Here is a 20,620-nt window from a genome sequence, read left to right on the forward strand (position 1 = left end):
ATATATATGCCAACAATTTCGCAATTAGTAAGAAAAGGAAGAGCCAAAATAACCAAGAAGAGTAAATCGGCTGCTTTAGATTCTTGTCCGCAAAGACGTGGTGTGTGTACTCGTGTTTACACAACAACTCCAAAAAAACCTAACTCAGCAATGCGTAAGGTAGCAAGGGTTCGTTTAACAAACGGTAACGAGGTTAACGCATACATTGGCGGTGAAGGGCACAATCTGCAAGAGCACTCGATAGTATTGGTTAGAGGTGGAAGGGTAAAAGATTTACCAGGAGTTAGATACCACATTGTTCGTGGTGCTTTAGACACAGCAGGTGTTTCCGGCAGAACGCAACGTAGATCTAAGTATGGTGCAAAACGCCCTAAAAAGTAATTAAAAAACTTTAAGAAGAAGACATGAGAAAAAGAGCAGCAAAAAAGAGACCGCTTTTACCAGATCCACGATTTAACGACCAGCTAGTAACGCGTTTCGTTAATATGATGATGTGGGATGGAAAGAAATCGGTAGCTTTTAAAGTATTCTACGATGCAATAGATATTGTGGACTCAAAAAAAACCGAAGAGGAAAAAACAGCTTTAGAGATTTGGAAAGATGCCCTGTCTAATGTGATGCCCCACGTAGAAGTGCGTAGCCGTCGTGTTGGTGGTGCAACATTCCAGATACCAATGCAAATTCGTCCAGATCGTAAGGTTTCTACAGCAATGAAATGGCTTATTGGCTATGCACGCAAAAGAAACGAAAAATCAATGGCCAACAGATTGGCTTCAGAGATCTTGGCAGCCGCCAAAGAAGAAGGTGCCGCTGTTAAGAAAAGAGTCGATACCCATAAAATGGCCGAAGCAAACAAAGCGTTCTCTCACTTTAGATTTTAATACGATATGGCAAGAGATTTAAAACTTACAAGAAATATAGGAATTGCAGCTCATATTGATGCTGGTAAAACAACAACAACAGAGCGTATTCTTTTTTATACAGGTGTAAACCACAAGATGGGCGAAACCCACGAAGGTTCATCTACCATGGATTGGATGGAGCAAGAAGCCGAAAGAGGTATTACCATTACTTCGGCCGCTACAACCTGCGATTGGACATTCCCAATGGAAAACGGAAAACCAACAGCAGAAGCTCAAGATTACCATTTTAACATTATCGATACACCGGGTCACGTAGATTTTACGGTAGAAGTAAACCGTTCTTTACGCGTTTTAGATGGTTTGGTGTTCTTGTTCAGTGCAGTAGATGGCGTAGAGCCACAATCTGAGACTAACTGGAGGTTAGCAGACAATTACAAAGTGCCAAGAATTGGTTTTGTAAACAAAATGGACCGCCAAGGATCAGACTTCTTAGGTGTTTGTCAACAAGTAAAAGATATGTTAAAATCCAACGCAGTGCCAATTGTGCTAAACATTGGTGATGAGTTGGACTTTAAAGGTATTGTAGATCTAGTAAAAAACAGAGCCATTGTATGGCACGACGAAAATTACGGATCGACTTTTGATGTTGTGCCAATTCCAGAAGACATGAAAGACGAAGTACGCAAATACCGTGCTTTGTTAATCGAAGAAGTAGCCAGTTACGATGAAAATCTGTTAGAGAAATTCATGGAAGACGAAGATTCTATTACAGAAGAAGAAGTGCACGCTGCGCTGCGAGCTGCTGTTATGGATATGGCCATTATACCAATGGTATGTGGTTCTTCGTTTAAAAACAAAGGCGTGCAGTTTTTATTAGATGCCGTATGTCGTTATTTACCATCTCCTCTAGATAGAGATAATATTGTGGGTGCAAACCCAGATACAGGCGAGGAAGAAACCCGTAAGCCAGATGTTAAAGAACCATTTTCGGCTTTAGCTTTTAAAATCGCCACAGATCCATTTGTAGGACGTTTAGCATTTTTTAGAGCCTATTCAGGTCGTTTAGAGGCTGGTTCTTACATATTAAACAACCGCTCGGGGAAAAAAGAACGTATTTCCCGTATTTATCAAATGCACTCCAACAAACAAAATGCTATCGATTTTATCGAAGCTGGAGATATTGGAGCAGCAGTAGGATTTAAAGATATCAAGACAGGAGATACCATGTCTGATGAAAAACATCCAATTGTTTTGGAATCAATGGACTTCCCAGATCCAGTAATTGGTATCGCGGTTGAGCCTAAAACCAAAGCAGATGTGGATAAATTAGGTATGGCTTTGGCTAAATTAGCTGAAGAAGACCCAACATTTACTGCAAGAACCGATGAGGCTTCAGGACAGACTATTATTTCAGGAATGGGTGAGCTTCACTTAGACATTATCGTTGATCGTTTACGTCGTGAGTTTAAAGTTGAAGTAAACCAAGGTCAACCACAAGTAGAATACAAAGAAGCTATTACGCAACGCGCCGATCACAGAGAGGTTTACAAAAAGCAATCTGGAGGACGCGGTAAATTTGCCGACATCGTATTTACTTTAGAGCCAGCAGAAGAAGGTAAAGTTGGATTGGAATTTGTTTCCGAAATTAAGGGAGGTAACGTTCCTAAAGAATTTATACCATCAATTGAAAAAGGATTTAAAATGGCCATGGTAAATGGCCCCTTGGCAGGATACGAAGTTGATGCAATGAAAGTAACATTAACAGACGGATCTTACCACGATGTGGATTCTGATCAACTATCTTTCGAACTAGCCGCAAAAATAGGATTTAAAAATGCTGCAAAAGCCGCTAAGGCTGTAATTATGGAGCCAATCATGAAGTTAGAGGTAATCACTCCTGAAGAAAACATGGGCGATATTGTAGGAGATTTAAACCGAAGAAGAGGTCAGGTAAGCGATATGGGCGACAGGGCTGGTGCAAAAACCGTAAAAGCTACCGTGCCATTATCAGAAATGTTCGGTTATGTTACTACATTAAGAACCTTATCGTCTGGTCGAGCAACGTCAACTATGGAATTTTCACACTATGCCGAAACACCTTCTAATATCTCAGAAGAAGTTATTAAGGCAGCTAAGGGTGTTGAAGCTTAAATCTAAAGAAAAATGAGTCAAAAAATAAGAATAAAGTTAAAATCTTACGATCATAATCTAGTTGATAAATCTGCTGATAAGATTGTAAAAACAGTAAAAAGCACAGGTGCTGTTGTAACCGGACCAATTCCATTGCCAACGCACAAGAAAATTTTCACTGTATTGCGTTCACCACACGTAAACAAGAAATCAAGAGAGCAATTTCAATTATCATCTTATAAGAGGTTATTGGATATCTACTCTTCGTCATCTAAAACAATTGATGCGTTAATGAAGCTTGAATTGCCTAGTGGTGTTGAAGTAGAAATTAAGGTTTAGTAATAAACTTCGGTCGCTGAGCGAAGTCGAAGTGAACATGTCCTGAGCTGCGAGCGAAGGAAAAACGGTAAAAATACAATTCAAGGCTGAAACGTATTTTCAGCCTTGAGTTTTAATAACAATTAGTAATAAATTAAATAAATAATTATGTCTGGGTTAATTGGAAAAAAAATCGGTATGACCAGCATCTTCGATGAAAAAGGGAAGAACATTCCCTGTACAGTAATCGAAGCTGGACCATGTATCGTTACCCAAGTCAGAACTAAAGAGGTTGACGGCTATGAAGCTGTGCAATTAGGTTTCGATGACGCGACAGAAAAAAGCGCAACAAAAGCAGACTTAGGTCATGCAAAAAAAGCGGGTACTTCTGTAAAGCGAAAAATCGTAGAATTTAAAGGTTTTGATGAGGAGTACAAATTAGGAGATGCCATCACTGTAGAACATTTTAACGAAGGAGAATTCGTTGATGTAGCAGGAACATCTAAAGGAAAAGGATTTCAAGGAGTTGTTAAACGACATGGTTTCGGCGGTGTAGGTCAAGCTACCCACGGACAGCATAACCGTTTAAGAGCACCTGGATCTATTGGAGCTGCATCTTACCCTGCTCGTGTTTTTAAAGGCATGAAAATGGCAGGACGTATGGGTGGAGACACAGTTAAAGTTCAAAATTTAAGAGTTTTAAAAGTAGTTGCTGAAAAGAACTTACTTGTGGTAAAGGGATGTGTTCCCGGTCACAAAAACGCTTATGTAATTATTAGAAAATAATGAAAGTAGCAGTTTTAGATATAAACGGAAAAGACACAGGTAGAAAGGCAGACCTTTCTAAAGATGTGTTCGCTATTGAGCCTAATAATCACGCCGTATATTTGGATGTTAAACAATATTTAGCAAACCAACGCCAGGGAACGCACAAATCGAAAGAGCGTGCAGAAATCTCTGGGAGTACACGTAAGATTAAAAAACAAAAAGGAACAGGTACAGCAAGAGCAGGTAGTATTAAGTCTGGTATTTTTAAAGGTGGCGGACGTATGTTTGGCCCAAGACCAAGAAACTACAGCTTCAAGCTTAATAAAAACCTCAAGCGCTTAGCACGTAAATCTGCCTTAAGTATCAAAGCAGGAGAAAAGTCAATTACAGTTTTAGAAGACTTTAATTTCGACACTGTAAAGACCAAAAACTTTACCGCGGTTTTAAAGGCTTTAGAGCTAGAAAACAAAAAAACGCTCTTTGTGTTGGGTGGCTCAAATAATAACGTATATTTGTCATCGCGCAATTTAAAACGTTCAAAAGTCATAACAGCTTCAGAGTTAAGTACTTACAAGATATTAAATGCCAATCAAGTGGTGTTGTTAGAAGGTGCTTTAGCAGGAATTGAAACAAATTTAAGTAAATAGAAACCATGAATATCTTAATTAAACCTATAATCACAGAAAAAGCGACAGCTAATAGCGAGTTAAGAAACTGCTATACATTCTCAGTGAATACCAAGGCGAACAAGGTAGAAATAAAAAAAGCGGTGGAAGCTGCTTATGGTGTTTCTGTTGAAAAAGTTCGTACTATAAATGTCCGTCCAGATCGAAAAACCAAGTTTACAAAAACTGGTATTCAACATGGTAAAACAAATGCTGTAAAAAAGGCAATTGTACAACTGGCGGAAGGTGAAATGATTGATTTATACAGTAACATGTAATTAAAGACTAATGTCAGTAAGAAAATTAAAACCAATCACACCAGGACAGCGATTTAGAGTAGTAAACGGTTACGATGCCATTACTACTGATAAGCCGGAAAAGAGCTTGCTCGTTCCGAACAAAAGGTCTGGTGGTAGAAACAATCGAGGAAAAATGACCATGCGCTACATTGGTGGAGGTCATAAGAAAAAGTATCGTATTATCGATTTTAAAAGAGACAAAGCAGGAATCCCTGCTGAAGTAGCTTCAATACAATACGATCCAAACAGAACCGCTTTTATCGCGTTACTGAACTATCAAGATGGCGAGAAACGATATATTATCGCTCAAAACGGACTTCAGGTAGGACAAACTGTTGTTTCTGGTAAAGAAGGTATTGCTCCAGAAATTGGAAACGCAATGCCATTAGGCGAGATGCCTTTGGGAACAATCGTTTCCTGCGTGGAATTACGTCCAGGGCAAGGTGCCATAATGGCACGAAGTGCTGGGGCTTTTGCGCAATTAATCGCTAGAGACGGTAAATTCGCAACCATTAAATTACCTTCAGGAGAAATACGTTACATATTAACCACATGTATGGCTACTGTGGGCGTAGTATCAAACTCAGATCACCAATTATTGGTTGGCGGAAAAGCAGGTAGAACGAGATGGTTAGGAAGAAGACCACGTACAAGACCAGTAGTAATGAACCCGGTTGATCACCCAATGGGTGGTGGTGAAGGTAAATCTTCAGGTGGACACCCTCGTTCTAGAAACGGTATTCCGGCCAAAGGCTACAGAACCCGTGCTAGAAACAAAGCGAGTAACAAATATATTGTAGAACGTAGAAAGAAATAAGACATGGCAAGATCGTTAAAAAAAGGACCTTACGTTCATTATAAATTAGAAAGAAAAGTAGCTGCAAATGTAGAAGCTAACAAAAAAACGGTAATTAAAACCTGGTCTCGTGCCAGTATGATTACCCCAGATTTTGTTGGGCAAACCATAGCGGTACACAATGGCCGACAATTTGTACCAGTTTATGTAACTGAGAACATGGTAGGACATAAATTAGGAGAATTTTCACCAACACGTTCATTCCGTGGACATGCAGGTGCCAAAAACAAAGGTAAAAAGTAGTAAGCTATGGGAAGTCGTAAAAAACAAATGGCAGACGCTATTAAGGAAGCAAAAAAGCAGATCGCTTTCGCTAAACTTAATAACTGTCCTACATCACCAAGAAAAATGCGTTTAGTAGCCGATTTGGTAAGAGGCGAAAAAGTAGAGAAAGCACTTAATATCTTAAAGTTCAACAATAAAGAAGCCTCTTCGCGTTTAGAGAAGCTTTTATTATCGGCCATTGCTAACTGGCAAGCCAAAAACGAAGATGCCGATGTTGAAACAGCAGAATTATTTGTAAAAGAGATTAGAGTTGATGGCGGATCAATGTTAAAAAGATTGCGTCCGGCACCTCAAGGTCGAGCACACAGAATCAGAAAACGCTCTAACCACGTAACATTAGTGGTAGGAGCCAACAATAACACACAAGCTTAATAAGAGAGTATGGGACAAAAAACAAATCCAATCGGAAATCGCTTAGGAATTATCAGAGGATGGGAATCTAACTGGTACGGAGGAAACGATTATGGTGACAAACTTGCCGAAGACGATAAGATTAGAAAATACGTTCACGCGCGTTTATCTAAAGCTAGTGTAAGCAGAGTAATCATCGAGAGAACTTTAAAACTTGTAACCGTTACTATCACTACTGCAAGGCCAGGTATCATCATAGGTAAAGGCGGGCAAGAGGTAGACAAGTTAAAAGAAGAGCTTAAAAAGATTACAGGTAAAGAAGTTCAGATCAATATTTTTGAAATTAAAAGACCTGAACTCGATGCATTTTTAGTAGCAACAAGCATTGCACGCCAAATAGAGAACCGTATCTCTTACCGTCGTGCCATCAAAATGGCTATCGCAGCTACCATGCGAATGAATGCTGAGGGTATTAAAATTCAAATTAGTGGACGTTTAAACGGTGCTGAAATGGCACGTAGCGAACACTATAAAGAAGGACGTATTCCTTTATCAACCTTTAGAGCCGATATCGATTATGCCTTAGTTGAGGCACACACTACCTATGGTAGATTGGGTGTTAAGGTATGGATCATGAAAGGCGAAGTATACGGTAAAAGAGAGCTTTCTCCGCTTGTTGGACTATCCAAAAAGCAAGGAAAAGGTGGAGACGCAAGAGGAGGCAACAAAGGGCCTCGTCGCAGAAAGTAATTTTTTATAAAGCAAAGAAAAATGTTACAGCCTAAAAGAACAAAATTTCGTAAGCAACAAAAAGGACGTATGAAGGGTAACTCGGGTAGAGGCCACCAACTATCAAACGGAACTTTTGGAATAAAAGCATTAGACTCGAATTTTTTAACATCGCGTCAAATAGAAGCAGCTCGTATTGCCGCTACACGTTACATGAAAAGAGAAGGACAGCTCTGGATTAAAATATTTCCAGACAAGCCAATAACCAAAAAGCCCCTAGAAGTACGTATGGGTAAAGGTAAAGGTGCCGTAGAATATTGGGTAGCCGTTGTAAAACCAGGACGTGTTTTATTTGAAGTAGGTGGAGTGCCACTAGACGTTGCAAAAGAAGCATTGCGTTTGGCAGCACAAAAACTACCAGTTAAGACTAAGTTTTTAATCGCCAGAGATTACGAAGCATAATTTATTTGATATTATGAAATGAGCTTGCCTTGAATACCAGAACAACTGGAAAACAAAACAAGCGAATTACATCTGACAAATTAAAAAAAACAGAAATCACAGATGAAACAATCAGAAATTAAAGAATTATCTGTAACTGAGTTACAAGACAAACTTAGTGAAACAAAAAAGAGTTATTCAGACCTAAAATTGGCCCATGCAATATCTCCTTTAGAAAATCCAATTCAACTACGTACCATAAGACGTACCGTAGCTAGAATTGCGACCGAACTAACTAAAAGAGAATTACAATAATTCTGCTGAAAGATGGAAACAAGAAATTTAAGAAAAGAACGTATAGGAGTTGTTACAAGTAACAAGATGCAGAAATCGATTGTGGTTTCTGAGGTTAAAAAAGTAAAGCATCCTATGTATGGAAAATTCGTATTGAAAACGAAAAAGTACGTAGCACACGACGAAACAAACGATTGCAACATTGGCGACACAGTAAAGATCATGGAAACAAGGCCTTTAAGTAAATCCAAATGTTGGAGATTAGTAGAAATCCTAGAAAGAGCTAAATAATTATGGTACAACAAGAATCAAGATTAAAAGTAGCGGACAATACTGGAGCAAAGGAGGTTTTAACTATCCGTGTTTTAGGAGGCACTAAAAGAAGATATGCATCTGTAGGAGACAAAATAGTGGTATCTGTTAAAGACGCAACGCCCAATGGCAACATTAAAAAAGGCGCCGTTTCAACTGCAGTTGTTGTTCGTACCAAAAAAGAAGTAAGACGACCAGACGGATCTTATATAAGATTCGACGACAACGCCTGTGTATTGTTAAACCCAACCGGTGAGATGAGAGGTACACGTGTTTTTGGTCCTGTTGCTAGAGAACTTCGTGACAAACAATTCATGAAGATTGTATCATTGGCACCAGAAGTGCTTTAATACATAAATATCAAGATGGGAAAGCTTAAAATAAAAACTGGAGATACCGTAAAGGTAATTGCTGGAGACCACAAAGGATCTGAAGGCAAAGTACAAAAGGTATTTATAGAAAAGAACAAAGCGATAGTTGAGGGCGTAAACATGGTTAAGAAACACACCAAACCAAGCGCACAAAACCCTCAAGGAGGAATCGTAGAGAAAGAAGCTGCTATTCATATATCCAATTTATCCTTGTTAACCTCAAAAGGGGAAACAACAAGAATTGGCTACAGAATGGAAGGCGATAAAAAAGTAAGATTTTCAACAAAATCTAATGAAGTAATATAGTTATGGCATATTCACCAAGACTTAAAGAAGAGTATAAAAGCAGAGTAATTGCAGCTCTTACAGACGAATTTGGATATAAAAATGTAATGCAGGTTCCTAAACTTACCAAGATAGTAATATCTAAAGGCGTAGGGGCGGCCGTTGCAGACAAAAAGTTAATCGACTACGCCGTAGAAGAATTAACAACTATATCTGGACAAAAAGCTATTTCAACATTGTCTAAAAAAGATGTTGCATCGTTTAAATTGCGTAAAGGTATGCCAATTGGGGCAAAAGTAACTTTACGTGGCGAGCGTATGTACGAGTTTTTAGATCGATTGGTTACTTCTGCACTACCACGTGTTAGGGATTTTAGCGGAATAAAAGCTACAGGATTTGACGGTAGAGGTAATTACAATTTAGGAATTACCGAACAAATTATATTCCCGGAAATCAACATCGATAAAGTGAACAAGATTTCTGGAATGGATATTACATTTGTAACCACCGCAGAAACCGACAAAGAAGCAAAATCATTATTAACTGAACTAGGGTTACCTTTTAAAAAGAACTAAGTTATGGCTAAAGAATCAATGAAAGCCCGTGAGGTAAAAAGAGCAAAAACAGTAGCTAAATATGCCGAAAAACGTCAAGCTTTAAAAGAAGCTGGAGATTACGAAGCATTGCAAAAGCTGCCTAAAAACGCTTCTCCCGTACGTATGCACAACCGTTGTAAACTTACCGGAAGACCCAAAGGGTACATGAGAACTTTTGGAATCTCTCGTGTAACATTCAGAGAAATGGCTAACCAAGGATTAATTCCTGGCGTTAGAAAAGCAAGTTGGTAATATTATTTTAATAATCGGGTTTAAGGTTCGATCACCGAAAACCATCGGGACGAAAACCAAAACCACAAAATCAATTCATTATGTACTCAGATCCAATTGCGGATTATTTAACAAGAATTAGAAACGCAGTGCGTGCCAATCACAGAGTGGTTGAGATCCCTGCCTCTAATTTAAAGAAAGACATCACTAAAATATTATTCGAACAAGGATATATTTTAAGTTACAAATTTGATGACTCAACTGTACAAGGCTCTATAAAAATAGCACTTAAGTACAACAAAGAAACAAAAGAACCAGTAATTAAAAAGCTTCAGCGCATTAGCACACCGGGTTTACGTAAGTATGCCGGAGCTAACGAACTGCCCAGAATCCTTAACGGTCTTGGTATTGCCATTGTATCTACTTCGCACGGGGTAATGACAGGCAAACAAGCCAAAAGAGATAACGTTGGCGGAGAAGTTTTATGTTACGTTTACTAATTTTAAAGCCAGAAAGAAATGTCAAGAATAGGAAATAATCCAATAGCCATTCCGGAAGGTGTAACAGTTAACGTTAAAGATAACGTTGTAACTGTAAAAGGAAAATTAGGAGAGTTAACACAAAATTTCGACTCTATAGATATTAAAGTAGAAGATGGAAATGTTCTTGTAACACGCTCATCAGACTCTAAAGACCAAAAAGCAAAACATGGCCTTTACAGATCGTTAATGCACAACATGGTCGAAGGTGTATCAAAAGGGTGGACCAAAGAACTAGAATTGGTTGGTGTTGGTTACAGAGCATCAAACCAAGGACAAAAATTAGATTTAGCCCTAGGGTTCTCACATAATATTGTTTTAGACATTGCTCCAGAAGTAAAAGTAGAAACAGTATCAGAAAAAGGAAAAAACCCAATTGTTAAATTAACATCATTCGATAAACAACTTGTTGGTCAAGTCGCTGCAAAAATCAGAGGTTTCAGAAAACCAGAACCTTACAAAGGAAAAGGAATTAAGTTTGTTGGCGAAGAATTAAGAAGAAAAGCAGGTAAATCAGCTTAATAAGTAAGTTATGGCATTAACAAAAAACCAAAGAAGAACAAGAATAAAAAACAGGATCCGTAAGGTTGTTTCTGGTACAGAAGCAAGACCACGTTTAACTGTTTTTAGAAGCAACAAAGAAATTTATGCTCAAATAGTCGATGATGTAAATGGAAAAACCATAAGTGCAGCATCTTCAAGAGATAAAGATATTAGTTCTGCAAAAGGCAACAAATCTGAAATAGCAACCTTAGTAGGCAAAGCTATAGCAGAAAAAGCCTTAAAAGCAGGCGTTGAAACCATTGCTTTCGATAGAGGTGGGTATTTATACCACGGAAGAGTAAAATCATTAGCCAACGGCGCTAGAGAAGCAGGACTTAAATTCTAAGAAATTATGTTTAAAAAATATAAAAGTGCAGAATTAGTAAAACCAGGTGGATTAGATCTTAAAGATCGTTTAGTTGGTGTACAAAGAGTTACAAAAGTAACTAAAGGTGGTAGAGCATTCGGTTTTTCAGCAATCGTAGTGGTTGGTGACGAAGCCGGAGTTGTAGGACAAGGTCTAGGAAAATCCAAAGACGTTGCCAGCGCCATTGCAAAGGCCGTAGAAGATGCCAAGAAAAACCTAGTACGTATCCCTATCATCAAAGGCACATTGCCACACGAACAAAAAGGTAAGTACGGCGGAGCTAGAGTAAATATTATACCAGCTTCTCCCGGTACAGGAGTAATTGCCGGTGGAGCTGTAAGAACAGTTCTTGAGGCAGTTGGTGTACACGATGTACTATCAAAATCTCAAGGCTCTTCAAACCCTCATAATGTGGTAAAAGCTACTTTTGATGCCTTATTGCAATTAAGAGATGCAAACGCTATTGCAAGAGATAGAGGTATTTCACTTGAACAAGTTTTTAACGCTTAAAATTGTTAAGACGTTAGCTTTTTAGAGATTAGACGATAAATTATTAAAATATAAAATTTTACTTTTTAGAGTTCTAACGATTAAAAACTAACAACTAAAAACTAGAAAAAAATGGCAAAAATTAAAGTAACAAAAGTTAAAAGCGCAATCAATCGTACGCAAAGACAAAAAAGAACTTTAGAAGCTCTTGGTCTTAAAAAGATTGGTCAAGTAAAAGAGCACGAAGCCACACCTAACATTTTAGGTATGGTTGCTAAAGTTTCACATTTAGTTTCTGTTGAAGAAGCTTAAAAATATAAACTGAAAAATGGATTTAAGTAATTTAAAACCTGCAGAAGGTTCAGTAAAAAACCAAGGAAAACGAGTAGGTAGAGGACAAGGTTCTGGTAAAGGTGGTACGGCAACACGTGGACACAAAGGAGCTAAGTCGCGTTCTGGATATTCTAAGAAATTAGGATTTGAAGGTGGACAAATGCCACTTCAAAGACGCGTGCCTAAATTTGGTTTTACCAATATTAACCGCGTGGAGTACCAAGGTATCAATTTAGATACGCTACAACAATTGGTTGATGATAAGAAAATAAAAGATACCGTAGATTTTGAAACGTTATTTGCTAACCGTTTAGCCGGAAAGAACGATCTAGTTAAAATTATGGGCCGTGGCGAATTAAAAGCAAAATTAAAAGTATCTGCTCATAAGTTTACTGCTTCAGCAAAAGCTGCTATTGAAGCTGCAGGCGGAGAAGCTGTAACATTATAATAGTATATTATAAGTATGAAATTTATAGAATCAATAAAAAATGTTTGGAAAATAGAGGAACTAAGAAACCGTATCGTTGTTACGTTGGGGCTCTTATTAGTTTACCGTTTTGGTGCACAAGTGGTTTTACCCGGTATAGATGCTGAGCAATTAGGAGGTTTAGCAGATAAAACCGATGGCGGTATATTAGGACTTCTTAACGCTTTTACCGGTGGAGCCTTTGCGAATGCCTCAGTATTTGCATTAGGTATTATGCCATACATTTCTGCTTCTATTGTTGTACAATTAATGGGTATTGCCATACCATACCTTCAAAAATTACAAAAAGAAGGCGCTAGCGGGCAAAAGAAAATAACGCAAATTACGCGTTGGTTAACCATTGCTATTTGTTTGTTACAAGCTCCAGGCTATCTAGCAAGCTTACCTGCTTTTGGTATACCGCAGTCAGCGTTTTTATTAGGAACAGGATTTACGTTTTATTTCTCATCGGTTACTATATTGGTAACGGGCTGTATTTTTGCAATGTGGCTAGGTGAAAAAATTACCGATAAAGGTATTGGTAACGGAATATCCTTATTGATTATGGTGGGTATTATTGCCACATTACCACAGTCGTTTTTACAAAACGCAGCAACACGGTTAGAAGGTAACAACGTGATGTTGATTCTTTTCGAATTGGTAATATGGTTCGTTATTATTTTAGCCTCAGTAATGCTGGTAATGGGCGTAAGAAAAATAGCTGTACAATATGCAAGACGCACCGCTTCGGGTGGTTACGAAAGAGCAGCAGCTGGTGGATCGAGACAATACATTCCATTAAAGCTTAACGCATCTGGGGTAATGCCAATTATATTCGCACAGGCCATAATGTTTGTACCGAGCTGGATTGGAGGCTCTTCATTTTTAGAAGACTCAACAGTTGGCGCTTGGATGGAAACAAATTATTCCGATCTTTTCGGGTTTTGGTATAATGTAACTTTTGCATTATTAATTATAGTGTTTACATATTTTTATACAGCAATTACGGTACCTACAAACAAAATGGCAGACGATTTAAAACGTAGTGGTGGTTTTATACCGGGCATTCGTCCAGGTTCTGAAACCTCAGAATACCTAGACAAAATCATGTCTCAAATAACCTTACCTGGTTCTATATTTTTAGCACTTATTGCTGTTTTTCCAGCATTTATAGTTAAACTTATGGGTGTTGGTCAAGGATGGGCCTTGTTTTTTGGTGGTACTTCACTATTAATTATGGTTGGTGTTGCTATTGATACTATGCAGCAAATAAATTCTTATTTGTTAAACAGGCATTACGATGGCTTGATGAAAACAGGTAAAAACAGAAAAGCAGTAGCTTAGCAGATAGATGATAGACAATAGATGATAGACGTTAGAAAATTATTATTATAAACACATTAACATTCCTAACGACTAGAAACTAAAGACTAAAAACTAAAATATGGCAAAACAAGCAGCAATAGAACAAGACGGAACCATTATAGAAGCATTATCTAATGCCATGTTTCGTGTAGAGTTAGAAAATGGCCACATTGTGACCGCGCATATCTCTGGTAAAATGAGAATGCATTATATAAAATTATTACCGGGAGATAAAGTTAAATTAGAAATGAGCCCTTACGATTTAACTAAGGCTCGAATAACTTATAGATATTAAAAGTTCGAAATTCAAAGTTCAAAGTTTAAAGTTAAACCGAACTTGAGTTTTGAATCTTGAATCTTGAATTTAAAACTAAACAAAGATGAAAGTAAGAGCATCAGTTAAAAAAAGAAGTGCAGATTGCAAAATCGTGCGCAGAAAAGGTAGACTTTACGTAATTAACAAAAAGAATCCTAGATTCAAACAAAGACAAGGATAAGCTATGGCAAGAATTGCAGGTGTAGACATACCAAAAAATAAAAGAGGAGTAATCTCTTTAACTTATATCTACGGAGTAGGTAAAAGTAGAGCAAAAGAAATTTTAGCTTCGGCTAAGGTTGATGAAAGTATTAAAGTTCAAGATTGGACAGATGATCAAATAGCTGGCATTCGTGAAGCTGTTGGAACATATACCATCGAAGGCGAATTACGTTCTGAAACTCAATTAAACATTAAGCGATTAATGGATATTGGGTGCTACAGAGGTATCCGCCACAGAGCAAGTCTTCCATTAAGAGGGCAACGTACTAAAAACAACTCCAGAACAAGAAAAGGTAGAAGAAAAACAGTTGCCAACAAAAAGAAAGCAACTAAATAATTAAATGGTCTTTAGTATTTAGACGTTGGAAGGAATCTGTTTGAAATTTAAAAGGTTTAGGATTCTAGCGACTATCAACTAAAACTAAGAACTAAAACAATATGGCAAAAACAAGCACAAAAAAACGCAAAGTTGTTATTGACGCAGTTGGTGAGGCCCACGTTACAGCTTCTTTTAACAACATTATTATTTCGCTAACCAACAAAAAAGGCGATGTAATATCATGGTCTTCAGCTGGTAAAATGGGTTTTAGAGGCTCAAAGAAAAACACACCTTACGCTGCTCAATTAGCCGCCGAAGATGCTGCAGCAGTAGCACAGGAAGCCGGCCTAAAGAAAGTAAAGGTTTATGTAAAAGGTCCAGGAAATGGTAGAGAATCTGCTATCCGTTCCATTCACAACGCCGGTATCGAGGTAACAGAGATTATTGATGTTACACCATTACCGCACAATGGTTGTCGCCCTCCAAAACGCAGAAGAGTTTAATAATTCGGGATACCGAATTAAGAATATAAAAATTAATACCATTAGATGCTCTAATGGTGTTAATTTTTTGCATAAATTTGCAAACTGAAAAAAACAAACAAGTATCAACGAGAGATTTATGTTTGTCGAAGGATAAGATTAAGACCTTAATTCACAAGCACTCTCACAAAACAATTTTAAAATGGCAAGATATACTGGTCCTAAAACTAAAATAGCCCGAAAGTTCGGTGAAGCTATTTTTGGAGAAGATAAATCTTTCGAGAAAAGAAATTATCCTCCAGGTCAACACGGAAACGCAAGACGTCGTGGAAAAAAATCTGAATATGCTATACAATTAGCAGAAAAGCAAAAAGCTAAATATACCTACGGTATATTAGAAAAACAATTCAGAAACATGTTTAAAAAAGCTACCGCCTCTAGAGGAATTACAGGTGAGGTGTTATTACAGCTATGCGAATCCAGGTTAGACAATGTGGTTTACAGAATGGGAATTTCCCCAACTCGTAGCGGCGCAAGACAATTGGTATCACATAGGCACATTACGGTTAATGGCGATTTGGTTAACATTCCTTCTTACCAACTAAAAGCTGGTGATGTTGTTGCGGTAAGAGAAAAATCTAAATCGCTTGAAGCTATTGATAGATCACTTACAAACTCAAGTCAAGTTTACGAGTGGATTACCTGGAACAACGATACCAAATCTGGAACTTATGTTTCTGTTCCAGCCAGAATACAAATTCCAGAAAACATCAACGAGCAATTCATCGTAGAATTATACTCTAAATAATAAATTAATCATATTGGTATTTGGCCAAAGGGTTTATTTGTGTTCTTCAAACTTATAAACCGCGCAACCAAATAACAATTAAAACGAAGAACAACATGGCAGTATTTAATTTTCAAAAGCCCGACAAAGTAATCATGATCGATTCTACTGATTTCGAAGGGAAATTCGAATTCAGACCCCTAGAACCTGGTTATGGTTTAACAGTAGGTAACGCATTACGACGCGTTTTGCTTTCTTCTTTAGAAGGCTTTGCAATAACTTCGGTTAGAATAGAAGGTGTAGATCATGAGTTTTCTGCAATTTCAGGTGTAGTTGAAGATGTTACGGAAATCATTCTAAACTTAAAACAAGTTCGTTTTAAAAGACAGATTGAAGATATCGATAACGAATCCATTTCAATTTCCATCTCAGGGCAAGAACAAATTACAGCAGGCGATTTTCAGAAATTCATCTCTGGATTCCAAGTATTGAACACAGAATTGGTTATCTGTAACCTGGATCCAAAGGTTAACTTTAACATGGAAATAACCATTGAAAAAGGTAGAGGTTACGTACCTGCCGAAGAAAACAAAAAGTCTTCTGCACCAATAGGTACCATCTTTACAGATTCAATTTACACACCAATAAAGAATGTGAAATATAGCATTGAGAACTACCGTGTCGAGCAAAAAACCGATTACGAAAAGTTGGTTTTCGAAATCATCACAGATGGTTCAATAACACCACAAGATGCTTTAACCGAGGCTGCTAAGACCTTAATTCACCACTTCATGTTATTCTCTGATGAGCGAATTACTCTTGAAGCTGATGAAATTGCACAAACCGAAACTTACGATGAAGAATCCCTTCACATGCGTCAGTTACTTAAAACAAAGTTAATCGATATGGATTTATCGGTTCGTGCCCTTAACTGTTTAAAAGCAGCAGAGGTAGATACCTTAGGAGACCTGGTATCATTCAACAAAAACGATTTAATGAAATTCCGTAATTTTGGTAAAAAATCATTAACAGAGCTTGAAGAGCTTGTAAACGTTAAAGGTTTAAACTTCGGTATGGATCTATCAAAATACAAATTAGACAAAGATTAAAGGGTTTTCGATATAAGGTTTACGAATTGCGATTTTAAAAATCAGCGTTCAACAATCTAAAACCAAAAACCGTCAATCGTAAAATAACAATAACCATCATATTTTGCTCTCTCTTCGTCTTAAAGAAAAAGAGATTTGGTAGCAAGATGATAATTAAAAAGTCATGAGACACAGAAAAAAATTCAATCACTTAGGCAGACAAACTGCGCACAGAAAATCAATGTTGGCTAATATGGCTTGTTCTTTAATAGAGCACAAGCGTATTAACACAACAGTAGCCAAAGCAAAAGCATTAAAGCAATTTGTTGAGCCCATGATTACAAAATCTAAAGTAGATACTACGCACAACAGACGTATAGTTATGGCTAAACTAAGACAAAAAGACGCCGTAACAGAATTGTTTAGAGATGTAGCTACCAAGATTGGCGACAGACCAGGAGGTTACACCAGAATTATTAAACTTGGTAATCGTTTAGGTGATAATGCAGATATGGCAATGATAGAGCTTGTAGATTACAACGAGATTTATAACCCCGGCAAAAAAGAGAAGAAAACAACACGTAGAAGCAGAAGAGGAGGCTCTAAAGCTGCTGCTGTTGCTGCCACGGCTGCCGCCGCAACCAAAGCAACAAACCAGGAAGAAGAATAAATGTTAATAAGCATTTCATATAAAAAGGATAATCTATTTTAGATTATCCTTTTTTTTATGCAATTTTGCGAAACTTTTTTAGGGAAATATGAAATATCAAAAAAGACAAAAAGCCATAGTACTTTTAGCAGATGGTACTATTTTTTACGGTAAAGCAGTTGGCAACAAACAAGGCAGTGCCTTTGGCGAGGTATGTTTTAATACCGGCATGACGGGCTATCAGGAAATCTTTACAGATCCTTCGTACTACGGCCAACTTATGGTGGCCACCAATGCACACATTGGTAACTATGGCACCAATAAAGATGAAGTTGAATCAGACTCCATAAAAATAGCAGGTTTAATAGTTAAAAACTTTAGTTACGAATACTCTAGGGACATTGCTGATAAATCTCTTGAAGATTTTTTAAACGATAATAATTTACTTGCCATTTCTGATGTTGACACCAGGGCTTTGGTAAGTTATATTAGAGATCATGGCGCAATGAATGCGGTAATCTCTACAGATGTTGATAACATTGAAGGCCTAAAAAAGCAATTAAGCGAAGTACCTGAAATGAACGGTTTAGAACTCGCATCAAAAGTATCCACTAAAGAACCGTATTATTTTGGTGATCAAAACGCCACCTATAAAGTAGCAGCTTTTGATATTGGTATTAAAAAGAACATTCTTAGAAACATAGCCAAACGCGATGCATACATAAAAGTATTTCCTTACAATTCTAAATTCGAGGAGTTAGAAGCCTTTAAACCCGATGGATATTTCTTATCTAACGGTCCTGGAGACCCCGAACCCTTAGTTGAAGCTCAAGAAGTCGCTAAAGAAATTATTAAAAGAGACCTGCCATTATTTGGCATTTGTTTAGGGCATCAAGTTATAGCCTTGGCCAATGGCGTGTCCACCTACAAAATGCATAACGGGCACCGCGGCATAAACCATCCTGTAAAGAACCTTAAAACTGGTAAAGGAGAAATAACCTCGCAAAACCATGGGTTTGCTGTAAACAGAGAAGAATCTGAAGCCCATCCAGATCTAGAAATTACCCATGTGCACTTAAACGACCATACCGTTGCAGGTTTAGCCATGAAACACAAAAACTGTTTTTCGGTACAATACCATCCCGAAGCTAGTCCTGGGCCGCACGATTCAGAATATCTTTTCGATCAGTTTATCGAAAACCTAAAAAAGAAATAGCCTAAAGCCTCAAAAAAAAACACATTTTGAGGCTTTTATATGTTAAAAACAGCTAGAGTGTTTATCTCTGGTTTTCTGTTTGCAATAGCTTTCTGGCATACGCTAAAAGCCACTAAAACGTTATAGAAGTGTTTTAGTGAAATACTTACGAAACATATAAAGAAAAACGATATTTAAACGTAAATTTGAAGTAGTTAAACGATTAAAAACAAACCAATTATGAGTATAATAATTAATGTCCACGCCAGACAAATTTTAGATTCCAGAGGAAACCCAACCGTAGAAGTCGATGTAGTTACAGAAAACAATGTTTTAGGGCGAGCCGCAGTTCCTTCTGGAGCCTCTACCGGAGAGCACGAAGCTGTAGAACTGCGCGACGGAGGTAATACCTATATGGGAAAAGGAGTTTTAAAAGCAGTAGAAAATGTTAATACGATTATTGCCGAGGAATTATTGGGCATTTCGGTTTTCGAGCAAAACCTAATCGATAAAATGATGATCGATCTAGATGGTACACCAAACAAATCAAAGTTAGGAGCCAATGCCATTTTAGGCGTATCTTTAGCGGTAGCAAAGGCTGCAGCAAACGAGCTTGGGCTACCATTATACCGCTATGTTGGAGGCGTTTCAGGAAATACCCTGCCATTGCCAATGATGAATATCATCAATGGCGGTTCGCACAGTGATGCACCAATAGCGTTTCAAGAGTTTATGATTATGCCCGTAAAAGCCAAAAACTTTTCGCACGCCATGCAAATGGGAACAGAGATTTTCCATAACCTTAAAAAAGTATTGCACGACAGAAAATTAAGTACAGCAGTAGGCGATGAAGGCGGATTTGCACCAAACTTAGCAGGAGGAACAGAAGACGCTCTTGAGACCATAGCCAAAGCTGTTGAAAACGCTGGATATAAATTTGGAGATGAAGTAAAAATCGCTCTGGACTGTGCCTCGGCTGAATTTTACGAAAACGGAAAATACGACTACACTCTATTTGAAGGAGATAAAGGCGTTGTAAGAACCTCTAAAGAACAAGCAGACTATCTTGCAGAACTTGTATCAAAATACCCTATTATTTCCATTGAAGATGGTATGGACGAAAACGATTGGGAGGGCTGGAAATACTTAACCGAGTTGGTTGGAGATAAAGTGCAATTGGTTGGCGACGATTTATTTGTAACAAACGTAGAGCGTTTATCCAGAGGTATTGAAGAAGGTATTGCCAATTCAATCCTAATAAAAGTAAATCAAATTGGTACGCTAACCGAAACCATTGCGGCCGTAAATATGGCGCACAATGCGGGTTATACATCAGTAATGTCTCACCGTTCTGGTGAAACCGAAGACAACACCATTGCAGATTTGGCAGTGGCATTAAACACCGGACAAATAAAAACAGGTTCCGCATCGCGTAGCGATCGTATGGCTAAGTACAATCAATTACTACGTATTGAAGAAGAATTGGGAGAGGTCGCTTATTTTCCTCAAGAAAAAGCCTTTAAGGTTAAATAAAAGCAAATTATAATTTTATAAAAAAAGCGATTACAATTTTTTGTAATCGCTTTTTTATTGCTTATAAATTTCATCAATCCTTAAATCAGCCAAATCGTTAGCAATAAGCTTTATAAATAGAGAGATATTTTGT

Annotated in this window: 34 protein-coding genes; all 34 read left to right on the forward strand. The window is 37.7% G+C overall.

The features are described from left to right. Positions 1 to 6 precede the first annotated feature (6 nt). The 34 genes from rpsL to eno all read left to right on the forward strand — a co-directional run bounded on the left by rpsL (position 7) and on the right by eno (position 20,487). Complete coding sequence (rpsL, locus tag ACFSQS_RS09410) at positions 7 to 381, forward strand: 30S ribosomal protein S12 (RefSeq protein ID WP_019386263.1); 375 nt, start codon at positions 7 to 9, stop codon at positions 379 to 381. A 23-nt stretch (positions 382 to 404) separates the two neighbouring features. Next, positions 405 to 881, forward strand: a complete 477-nt coding sequence (rpsG, locus tag ACFSQS_RS09415) for a 30S ribosomal protein S7 (protein ID WP_388017604.1) — start codon at positions 405 to 407, stop codon at positions 879 to 881. 6 nt (positions 882 to 887) lie between these two features. After that, positions 888 to 3,014, forward strand: coding sequence for an elongation factor G (gene fusA / locus ACFSQS_RS09420; protein ID WP_388017607.1), 2,127 nt, complete (start codon positions 888 to 890; stop codon positions 3,012 to 3,014). A gap of 12 nt (positions 3,015 to 3,026) precedes the next feature. Next, positions 3,027 to 3,332, forward strand: a complete 306-nt coding sequence (rpsJ, locus tag ACFSQS_RS09425) for a 30S ribosomal protein S10 (protein WP_007650482.1) — start codon at positions 3,027 to 3,029, stop codon at positions 3,330 to 3,332. Between the two features lie 147 nt (positions 3,333 to 3,479). Continuing rightward, complete coding sequence (rplC, locus tag ACFSQS_RS09430; protein WP_388017610.1) at positions 3,480 to 4,097, forward strand: 50S ribosomal protein L3; 618 nt, start codon at positions 3,480 to 3,482, stop codon at positions 4,095 to 4,097. Further along, positions 4,097 to 4,726: a 50S ribosomal protein L4 gene (gene rplD / locus ACFSQS_RS09435; protein WP_388017613.1), complete on the forward strand. Its 630-nt coding sequence runs from the start codon at positions 4,097 to 4,099 to the stop codon at positions 4,724 to 4,726. Before rplC ends, rplD begins: the two co-directional genes overlap by 1 nt. Positions 4,727 to 4,731: 5 nt before the next feature. Then, positions 4,732 to 5,022 (forward strand): 50S ribosomal protein L23, encoded by a 291-nt coding sequence (gene rplW / locus ACFSQS_RS09440; protein WP_388017616.1) that lies wholly within the window; start codon positions 4,732 to 4,734, stop codon positions 5,020 to 5,022. Between the two features lie 10 nt (positions 5,023 to 5,032). Further along, the gene (rplB, locus tag ACFSQS_RS09445; RefSeq protein ID WP_388017619.1) at positions 5,033 to 5,860 is read left to right on the forward strand and encodes a 50S ribosomal protein L2; all 828 of its coding nucleotides are present in this window, start codon (positions 5,033 to 5,035) and stop codon (positions 5,858 to 5,860) included. A 3-nt stretch (positions 5,861 to 5,863) separates the two neighbouring features. Further along, positions 5,864 to 6,142 (forward strand): 30S ribosomal protein S19, encoded by a 279-nt coding sequence (rpsS, locus tag ACFSQS_RS09450; RefSeq protein ID WP_013869040.1) that lies wholly within the window; start codon positions 5,864 to 5,866, stop codon positions 6,140 to 6,142. A 6-nt stretch (positions 6,143 to 6,148) separates the two neighbouring features. Then, positions 6,149 to 6,556 (forward strand): 50S ribosomal protein L22, encoded by a 408-nt coding sequence (gene rplV / locus ACFSQS_RS09455; protein WP_388017623.1) that lies wholly within the window; start codon positions 6,149 to 6,151, stop codon positions 6,554 to 6,556. Positions 6,557 to 6,565: 9 nt separating this feature from the next. Then, positions 6,566 to 7,285, forward strand: a complete 720-nt coding sequence (rpsC, locus tag ACFSQS_RS09460) for a 30S ribosomal protein S3 (protein WP_388017626.1) — start codon at positions 6,566 to 6,568, stop codon at positions 7,283 to 7,285. 21 nt (positions 7,286 to 7,306) lie between these two features. Continuing rightward, complete coding sequence (gene rplP, locus ACFSQS_RS09465; protein WP_388017629.1) at positions 7,307 to 7,726, forward strand: 50S ribosomal protein L16; 420 nt, start codon at positions 7,307 to 7,309, stop codon at positions 7,724 to 7,726. A gap of 102 nt (positions 7,727 to 7,828) precedes the next feature. Then, positions 7,829 to 8,020 (forward strand): 50S ribosomal protein L29, encoded by a 192-nt coding sequence (rpmC, locus tag ACFSQS_RS09470; RefSeq protein WP_388017632.1) that lies wholly within the window; start codon positions 7,829 to 7,831, stop codon positions 8,018 to 8,020. Between the two features lie 12 nt (positions 8,021 to 8,032). After that, on the forward strand, positions 8,033 to 8,290 hold the full coding sequence (rpsQ, locus tag ACFSQS_RS09475; RefSeq protein WP_136480162.1) for a 30S ribosomal protein S17: 258 nt from the start codon (positions 8,033 to 8,035) through the stop codon (positions 8,288 to 8,290). Between the two features lie 2 nt (positions 8,291 to 8,292). Continuing rightward, positions 8,293 to 8,661, forward strand: a complete 369-nt coding sequence (gene rplN, locus ACFSQS_RS09480) for a 50S ribosomal protein L14 (RefSeq protein ID WP_019386277.1) — start codon at positions 8,293 to 8,295, stop codon at positions 8,659 to 8,661. Positions 8,662 to 8,676: 15 nt separating this feature from the next. Continuing rightward, the gene (gene rplX / locus ACFSQS_RS09485; RefSeq protein ID WP_388017637.1) at positions 8,677 to 8,988 is read left to right on the forward strand and encodes a 50S ribosomal protein L24; all 312 of its coding nucleotides are present in this window, start codon (positions 8,677 to 8,679) and stop codon (positions 8,986 to 8,988) included. Between the two features lie 2 nt (positions 8,989 to 8,990). Next, a complete protein-coding gene (gene rplE / locus ACFSQS_RS09490; protein WP_388017640.1) occupies positions 8,991 to 9,542 on the forward strand; it encodes a 50S ribosomal protein L5 in 552 nt (183 codons plus the stop codon). 3 nt (positions 9,543 to 9,545) lie between these two features. Further along, on the forward strand, positions 9,546 to 9,815 hold the full coding sequence (gene rpsN, locus ACFSQS_RS09495; protein WP_388017643.1) for a 30S ribosomal protein S14: 270 nt from the start codon (positions 9,546 to 9,548) through the stop codon (positions 9,813 to 9,815). Between the two features lie 80 nt (positions 9,816 to 9,895). Then, positions 9,896 to 10,294: a 30S ribosomal protein S8 gene (gene rpsH, locus ACFSQS_RS09500; protein WP_388017646.1), complete on the forward strand. Its 399-nt coding sequence runs from the start codon at positions 9,896 to 9,898 to the stop codon at positions 10,292 to 10,294. A gap of 18 nt (positions 10,295 to 10,312) precedes the next feature. Continuing rightward, positions 10,313 to 10,855 (forward strand): 50S ribosomal protein L6, encoded by a 543-nt coding sequence (rplF, locus tag ACFSQS_RS09505; RefSeq protein WP_388017649.1) that lies wholly within the window; start codon positions 10,313 to 10,315, stop codon positions 10,853 to 10,855. A 10-nt stretch (positions 10,856 to 10,865) separates the two neighbouring features. Then, positions 10,866 to 11,222 carry a 50S ribosomal protein L18 gene (gene rplR, locus ACFSQS_RS09510; protein ID WP_388017652.1) on the forward strand — a complete coding sequence of 119 codons (357 nt, stop codon included), beginning with the start codon at positions 10,866 to 10,868 and terminating at the stop codon, positions 11,220 to 11,222. A gap of 6 nt (positions 11,223 to 11,228) precedes the next feature. Continuing rightward, positions 11,229 to 11,753 (forward strand): 30S ribosomal protein S5, encoded by a 525-nt coding sequence (gene rpsE, locus ACFSQS_RS09515; RefSeq protein ID WP_388017655.1) that lies wholly within the window; start codon positions 11,229 to 11,231, stop codon positions 11,751 to 11,753. A gap of 111 nt (positions 11,754 to 11,864) precedes the next feature. Then, positions 11,865 to 12,044, forward strand: coding sequence for a 50S ribosomal protein L30 (gene rpmD, locus ACFSQS_RS09520; RefSeq protein WP_099563536.1), 180 nt, complete (start codon positions 11,865 to 11,867; stop codon positions 12,042 to 12,044). Positions 12,045 to 12,060: 16 nt separating this feature from the next. Beyond that, positions 12,061 to 12,513 carry a 50S ribosomal protein L15 gene (rplO, locus tag ACFSQS_RS09525; protein WP_311939237.1) on the forward strand — a complete coding sequence of 151 codons (453 nt, stop codon included), beginning with the start codon at positions 12,061 to 12,063 and terminating at the stop codon, positions 12,511 to 12,513. A 15-nt stretch (positions 12,514 to 12,528) separates the two neighbouring features. After that, a complete protein-coding gene (secY, locus tag ACFSQS_RS09530) occupies positions 12,529 to 13,875 on the forward strand; it encodes a preprotein translocase subunit SecY (protein WP_388017660.1) in 1,347 nt (448 codons plus the stop codon). Positions 13,876 to 13,975: 100 nt separating this feature from the next. Next, positions 13,976 to 14,191 (forward strand): translation initiation factor IF-1, encoded by a 216-nt coding sequence (gene infA / locus ACFSQS_RS09535; protein WP_007094967.1) that lies wholly within the window; start codon positions 13,976 to 13,978, stop codon positions 14,189 to 14,191. 85 nt (positions 14,192 to 14,276) lie between these two features. Further along, complete coding sequence (ykgO, locus tag ACFSQS_RS09540; RefSeq protein ID WP_013305171.1) at positions 14,277 to 14,393, forward strand: type B 50S ribosomal protein L36; 117 nt, start codon at positions 14,277 to 14,279, stop codon at positions 14,391 to 14,393. 3 nt (positions 14,394 to 14,396) lie between these two features. After that, the gene (rpsM, locus tag ACFSQS_RS09545; protein ID WP_388017663.1) at positions 14,397 to 14,771 is read left to right on the forward strand and encodes a 30S ribosomal protein S13; all 375 of its coding nucleotides are present in this window, start codon (positions 14,397 to 14,399) and stop codon (positions 14,769 to 14,771) included. A gap of 101 nt (positions 14,772 to 14,872) precedes the next feature. Then, positions 14,873 to 15,256: a 30S ribosomal protein S11 gene (rpsK, locus tag ACFSQS_RS09550; RefSeq protein WP_388017666.1), complete on the forward strand. Its 384-nt coding sequence runs from the start codon at positions 14,873 to 14,875 to the stop codon at positions 15,254 to 15,256. Positions 15,257 to 15,437: 181 nt separating this feature from the next. After that, positions 15,438 to 16,043, forward strand: coding sequence for a 30S ribosomal protein S4 (gene rpsD, locus ACFSQS_RS09555; protein WP_388017669.1), 606 nt, complete (start codon positions 15,438 to 15,440; stop codon positions 16,041 to 16,043). Between the two features lie 95 nt (positions 16,044 to 16,138). Further along, a complete protein-coding gene (locus ACFSQS_RS09560; protein WP_388017672.1) occupies positions 16,139 to 17,131 on the forward strand; it encodes a DNA-directed RNA polymerase subunit alpha in 993 nt (330 codons plus the stop codon). A 163-nt stretch (positions 17,132 to 17,294) separates the two neighbouring features. After that, positions 17,295 to 17,780 carry a 50S ribosomal protein L17 gene (gene rplQ, locus ACFSQS_RS09565; protein ID WP_388017675.1) on the forward strand — a complete coding sequence of 162 codons (486 nt, stop codon included), beginning with the start codon at positions 17,295 to 17,297 and terminating at the stop codon, positions 17,778 to 17,780. A gap of 88 nt (positions 17,781 to 17,868) precedes the next feature. Further along, on the forward strand, positions 17,869 to 18,975 hold the full coding sequence (carA, locus tag ACFSQS_RS09570; protein WP_388017678.1) for a glutamine-hydrolyzing carbamoyl-phosphate synthase small subunit: 1,107 nt from the start codon (positions 17,869 to 17,871) through the stop codon (positions 18,973 to 18,975). 219 nt (positions 18,976 to 19,194) lie between these two features. Beyond that, entirely contained in the window at positions 19,195 to 20,487 is a 1,293-nt protein-coding gene (gene eno, locus ACFSQS_RS09575; protein ID WP_388017681.1) for a phosphopyruvate hydratase, read from the forward strand. Positions 20,488 to 20,620: the final 133 nt, after the last annotated feature.

This window comes from Gelatiniphilus marinus (genome assembly GCF_042684345.1).
GTDB classification, from domain to species: Bacteria; Bacteroidota; Bacteroidia; order Flavobacteriales; family Flavobacteriaceae; genus Gelatiniphilus; species Gelatiniphilus marinus.

Bases quoted from the DNA above. Each gene is read 5' to 3' on its own strand.
- ykgO (WP_013305171.1), top strand. From the start codon at position 14,277: ATGAAAGTAAGAGCATCAGTTAAAAAAAGAAGTGCAGATTGCAAAATC.
- rpsN (WP_388017643.1), top strand. From the start codon at position 9,546: ATGGCTAAAGAATCAATGAAAGCCCGTGAGGTAAAAAGAGCAAAAACA.
- rpsK (WP_388017666.1), top strand. From the start codon at position 14,873: ATGGCAAAAACAAGCACAAAAAAACGCAAAGTTGTTATTGACGCAGTT.
- carA (WP_388017678.1), top strand. From the start codon at position 17,869: ATGAAATATCAAAAAAGACAAAAAGCCATAGTACTTTTAGCAGATGGT.
- rpsH (WP_388017646.1), top strand. From the start codon at position 9,896: ATGTACTCAGATCCAATTGCGGATTATTTAACAAGAATTAGAAACGCA.
- rpsS (WP_013869040.1), top strand. From the start codon at position 5,864: ATGGCAAGATCGTTAAAAAAAGGACCTTACGTTCATTATAAATTAGAA.
- rplD (WP_388017613.1), top strand. From the start codon at position 4,097: ATGAAAGTAGCAGTTTTAGATATAAACGGAAAAGACACAGGTAGAAAG.
- rpmC (WP_388017632.1), top strand. From the start codon at position 7,829: ATGAAACAATCAGAAATTAAAGAATTATCTGTAACTGAGTTACAAGAC.
- rplP (WP_388017629.1), top strand. From the start codon at position 7,307: ATGTTACAGCCTAAAAGAACAAAATTTCGTAAGCAACAAAAAGGACGT.
- rpsQ (WP_136480162.1), top strand. From the start codon at position 8,033: ATGGAAACAAGAAATTTAAGAAAAGAACGTATAGGAGTTGTTACAAGT.
- ACFSQS_RS09560 (WP_388017672.1), top strand. From the start codon at position 16,139: ATGGCAGTATTTAATTTTCAAAAGCCCGACAAAGTAATCATGATCGAT.
- rpsC (WP_388017626.1), top strand. From the start codon at position 6,566: ATGGGACAAAAAACAAATCCAATCGGAAATCGCTTAGGAATTATCAGA.
- eno (WP_388017681.1), top strand. From the start codon at position 19,195: ATGAGTATAATAATTAATGTCCACGCCAGACAAATTTTAGATTCCAGA.
- rpsJ (WP_007650482.1), top strand. From the start codon at position 3,027: ATGAGTCAAAAAATAAGAATAAAGTTAAAATCTTACGATCATAATCTA.
- rplE (WP_388017640.1), top strand. From the start codon at position 8,991: ATGGCATATTCACCAAGACTTAAAGAAGAGTATAAAAGCAGAGTAATT.
- rplR (WP_388017652.1), top strand. From the start codon at position 10,866: ATGGCATTAACAAAAAACCAAAGAAGAACAAGAATAAAAAACAGGATC.
- rplB (WP_388017619.1), top strand. From the start codon at position 5,033: ATGTCAGTAAGAAAATTAAAACCAATCACACCAGGACAGCGATTTAGA.
- secY (WP_388017660.1), top strand. From the start codon at position 12,529: ATGAAATTTATAGAATCAATAAAAAATGTTTGGAAAATAGAGGAACTA.
- rplQ (WP_388017675.1), top strand. From the start codon at position 17,295: ATGAGACACAGAAAAAAATTCAATCACTTAGGCAGACAAACTGCGCAC.
- rplX (WP_388017637.1), top strand. From the start codon at position 8,677: ATGGGAAAGCTTAAAATAAAAACTGGAGATACCGTAAAGGTAATTGCT.
- infA (WP_007094967.1), top strand. From the start codon at position 13,976: ATGGCAAAACAAGCAGCAATAGAACAAGACGGAACCATTATAGAAGCA.
- rplN (WP_019386277.1), top strand. From the start codon at position 8,293: ATGGTACAACAAGAATCAAGATTAAAAGTAGCGGACAATACTGGAGCA.
- rplC (WP_388017610.1), top strand. From the start codon at position 3,480: ATGTCTGGGTTAATTGGAAAAAAAATCGGTATGACCAGCATCTTCGAT.
- rpmD (WP_099563536.1), top strand. From the start codon at position 11,865: ATGGCAAAAATTAAAGTAACAAAAGTTAAAAGCGCAATCAATCGTACG.
- rpsE (WP_388017655.1), top strand. From the start codon at position 11,229: ATGTTTAAAAAATATAAAAGTGCAGAATTAGTAAAACCAGGTGGATTA.
- fusA (WP_388017607.1), top strand. From the start codon at position 888: ATGGCAAGAGATTTAAAACTTACAAGAAATATAGGAATTGCAGCTCAT.
- rpsG (WP_388017604.1), top strand. From the start codon at position 405: ATGAGAAAAAGAGCAGCAAAAAAGAGACCGCTTTTACCAGATCCACGA.
- rplO (WP_311939237.1), top strand. From the start codon at position 12,061: ATGGATTTAAGTAATTTAAAACCTGCAGAAGGTTCAGTAAAAAACCAA.
- rplF (WP_388017649.1), top strand. From the start codon at position 10,313: ATGTCAAGAATAGGAAATAATCCAATAGCCATTCCGGAAGGTGTAACA.
- rpsM (WP_388017663.1), top strand. From the start codon at position 14,397: ATGGCAAGAATTGCAGGTGTAGACATACCAAAAAATAAAAGAGGAGTA.
- rpsL (WP_019386263.1), top strand. From the start codon at position 7: ATGCCAACAATTTCGCAATTAGTAAGAAAAGGAAGAGCCAAAATAACC.
- rpsD (WP_388017669.1), top strand. From the start codon at position 15,438: ATGGCAAGATATACTGGTCCTAAAACTAAAATAGCCCGAAAGTTCGGT.
- rplV (WP_388017623.1), top strand. From the start codon at position 6,149: ATGGGAAGTCGTAAAAAACAAATGGCAGACGCTATTAAGGAAGCAAAA.
- rplW (WP_388017616.1), top strand. From the start codon at position 4,732: ATGAATATCTTAATTAAACCTATAATCACAGAAAAAGCGACAGCTAAT.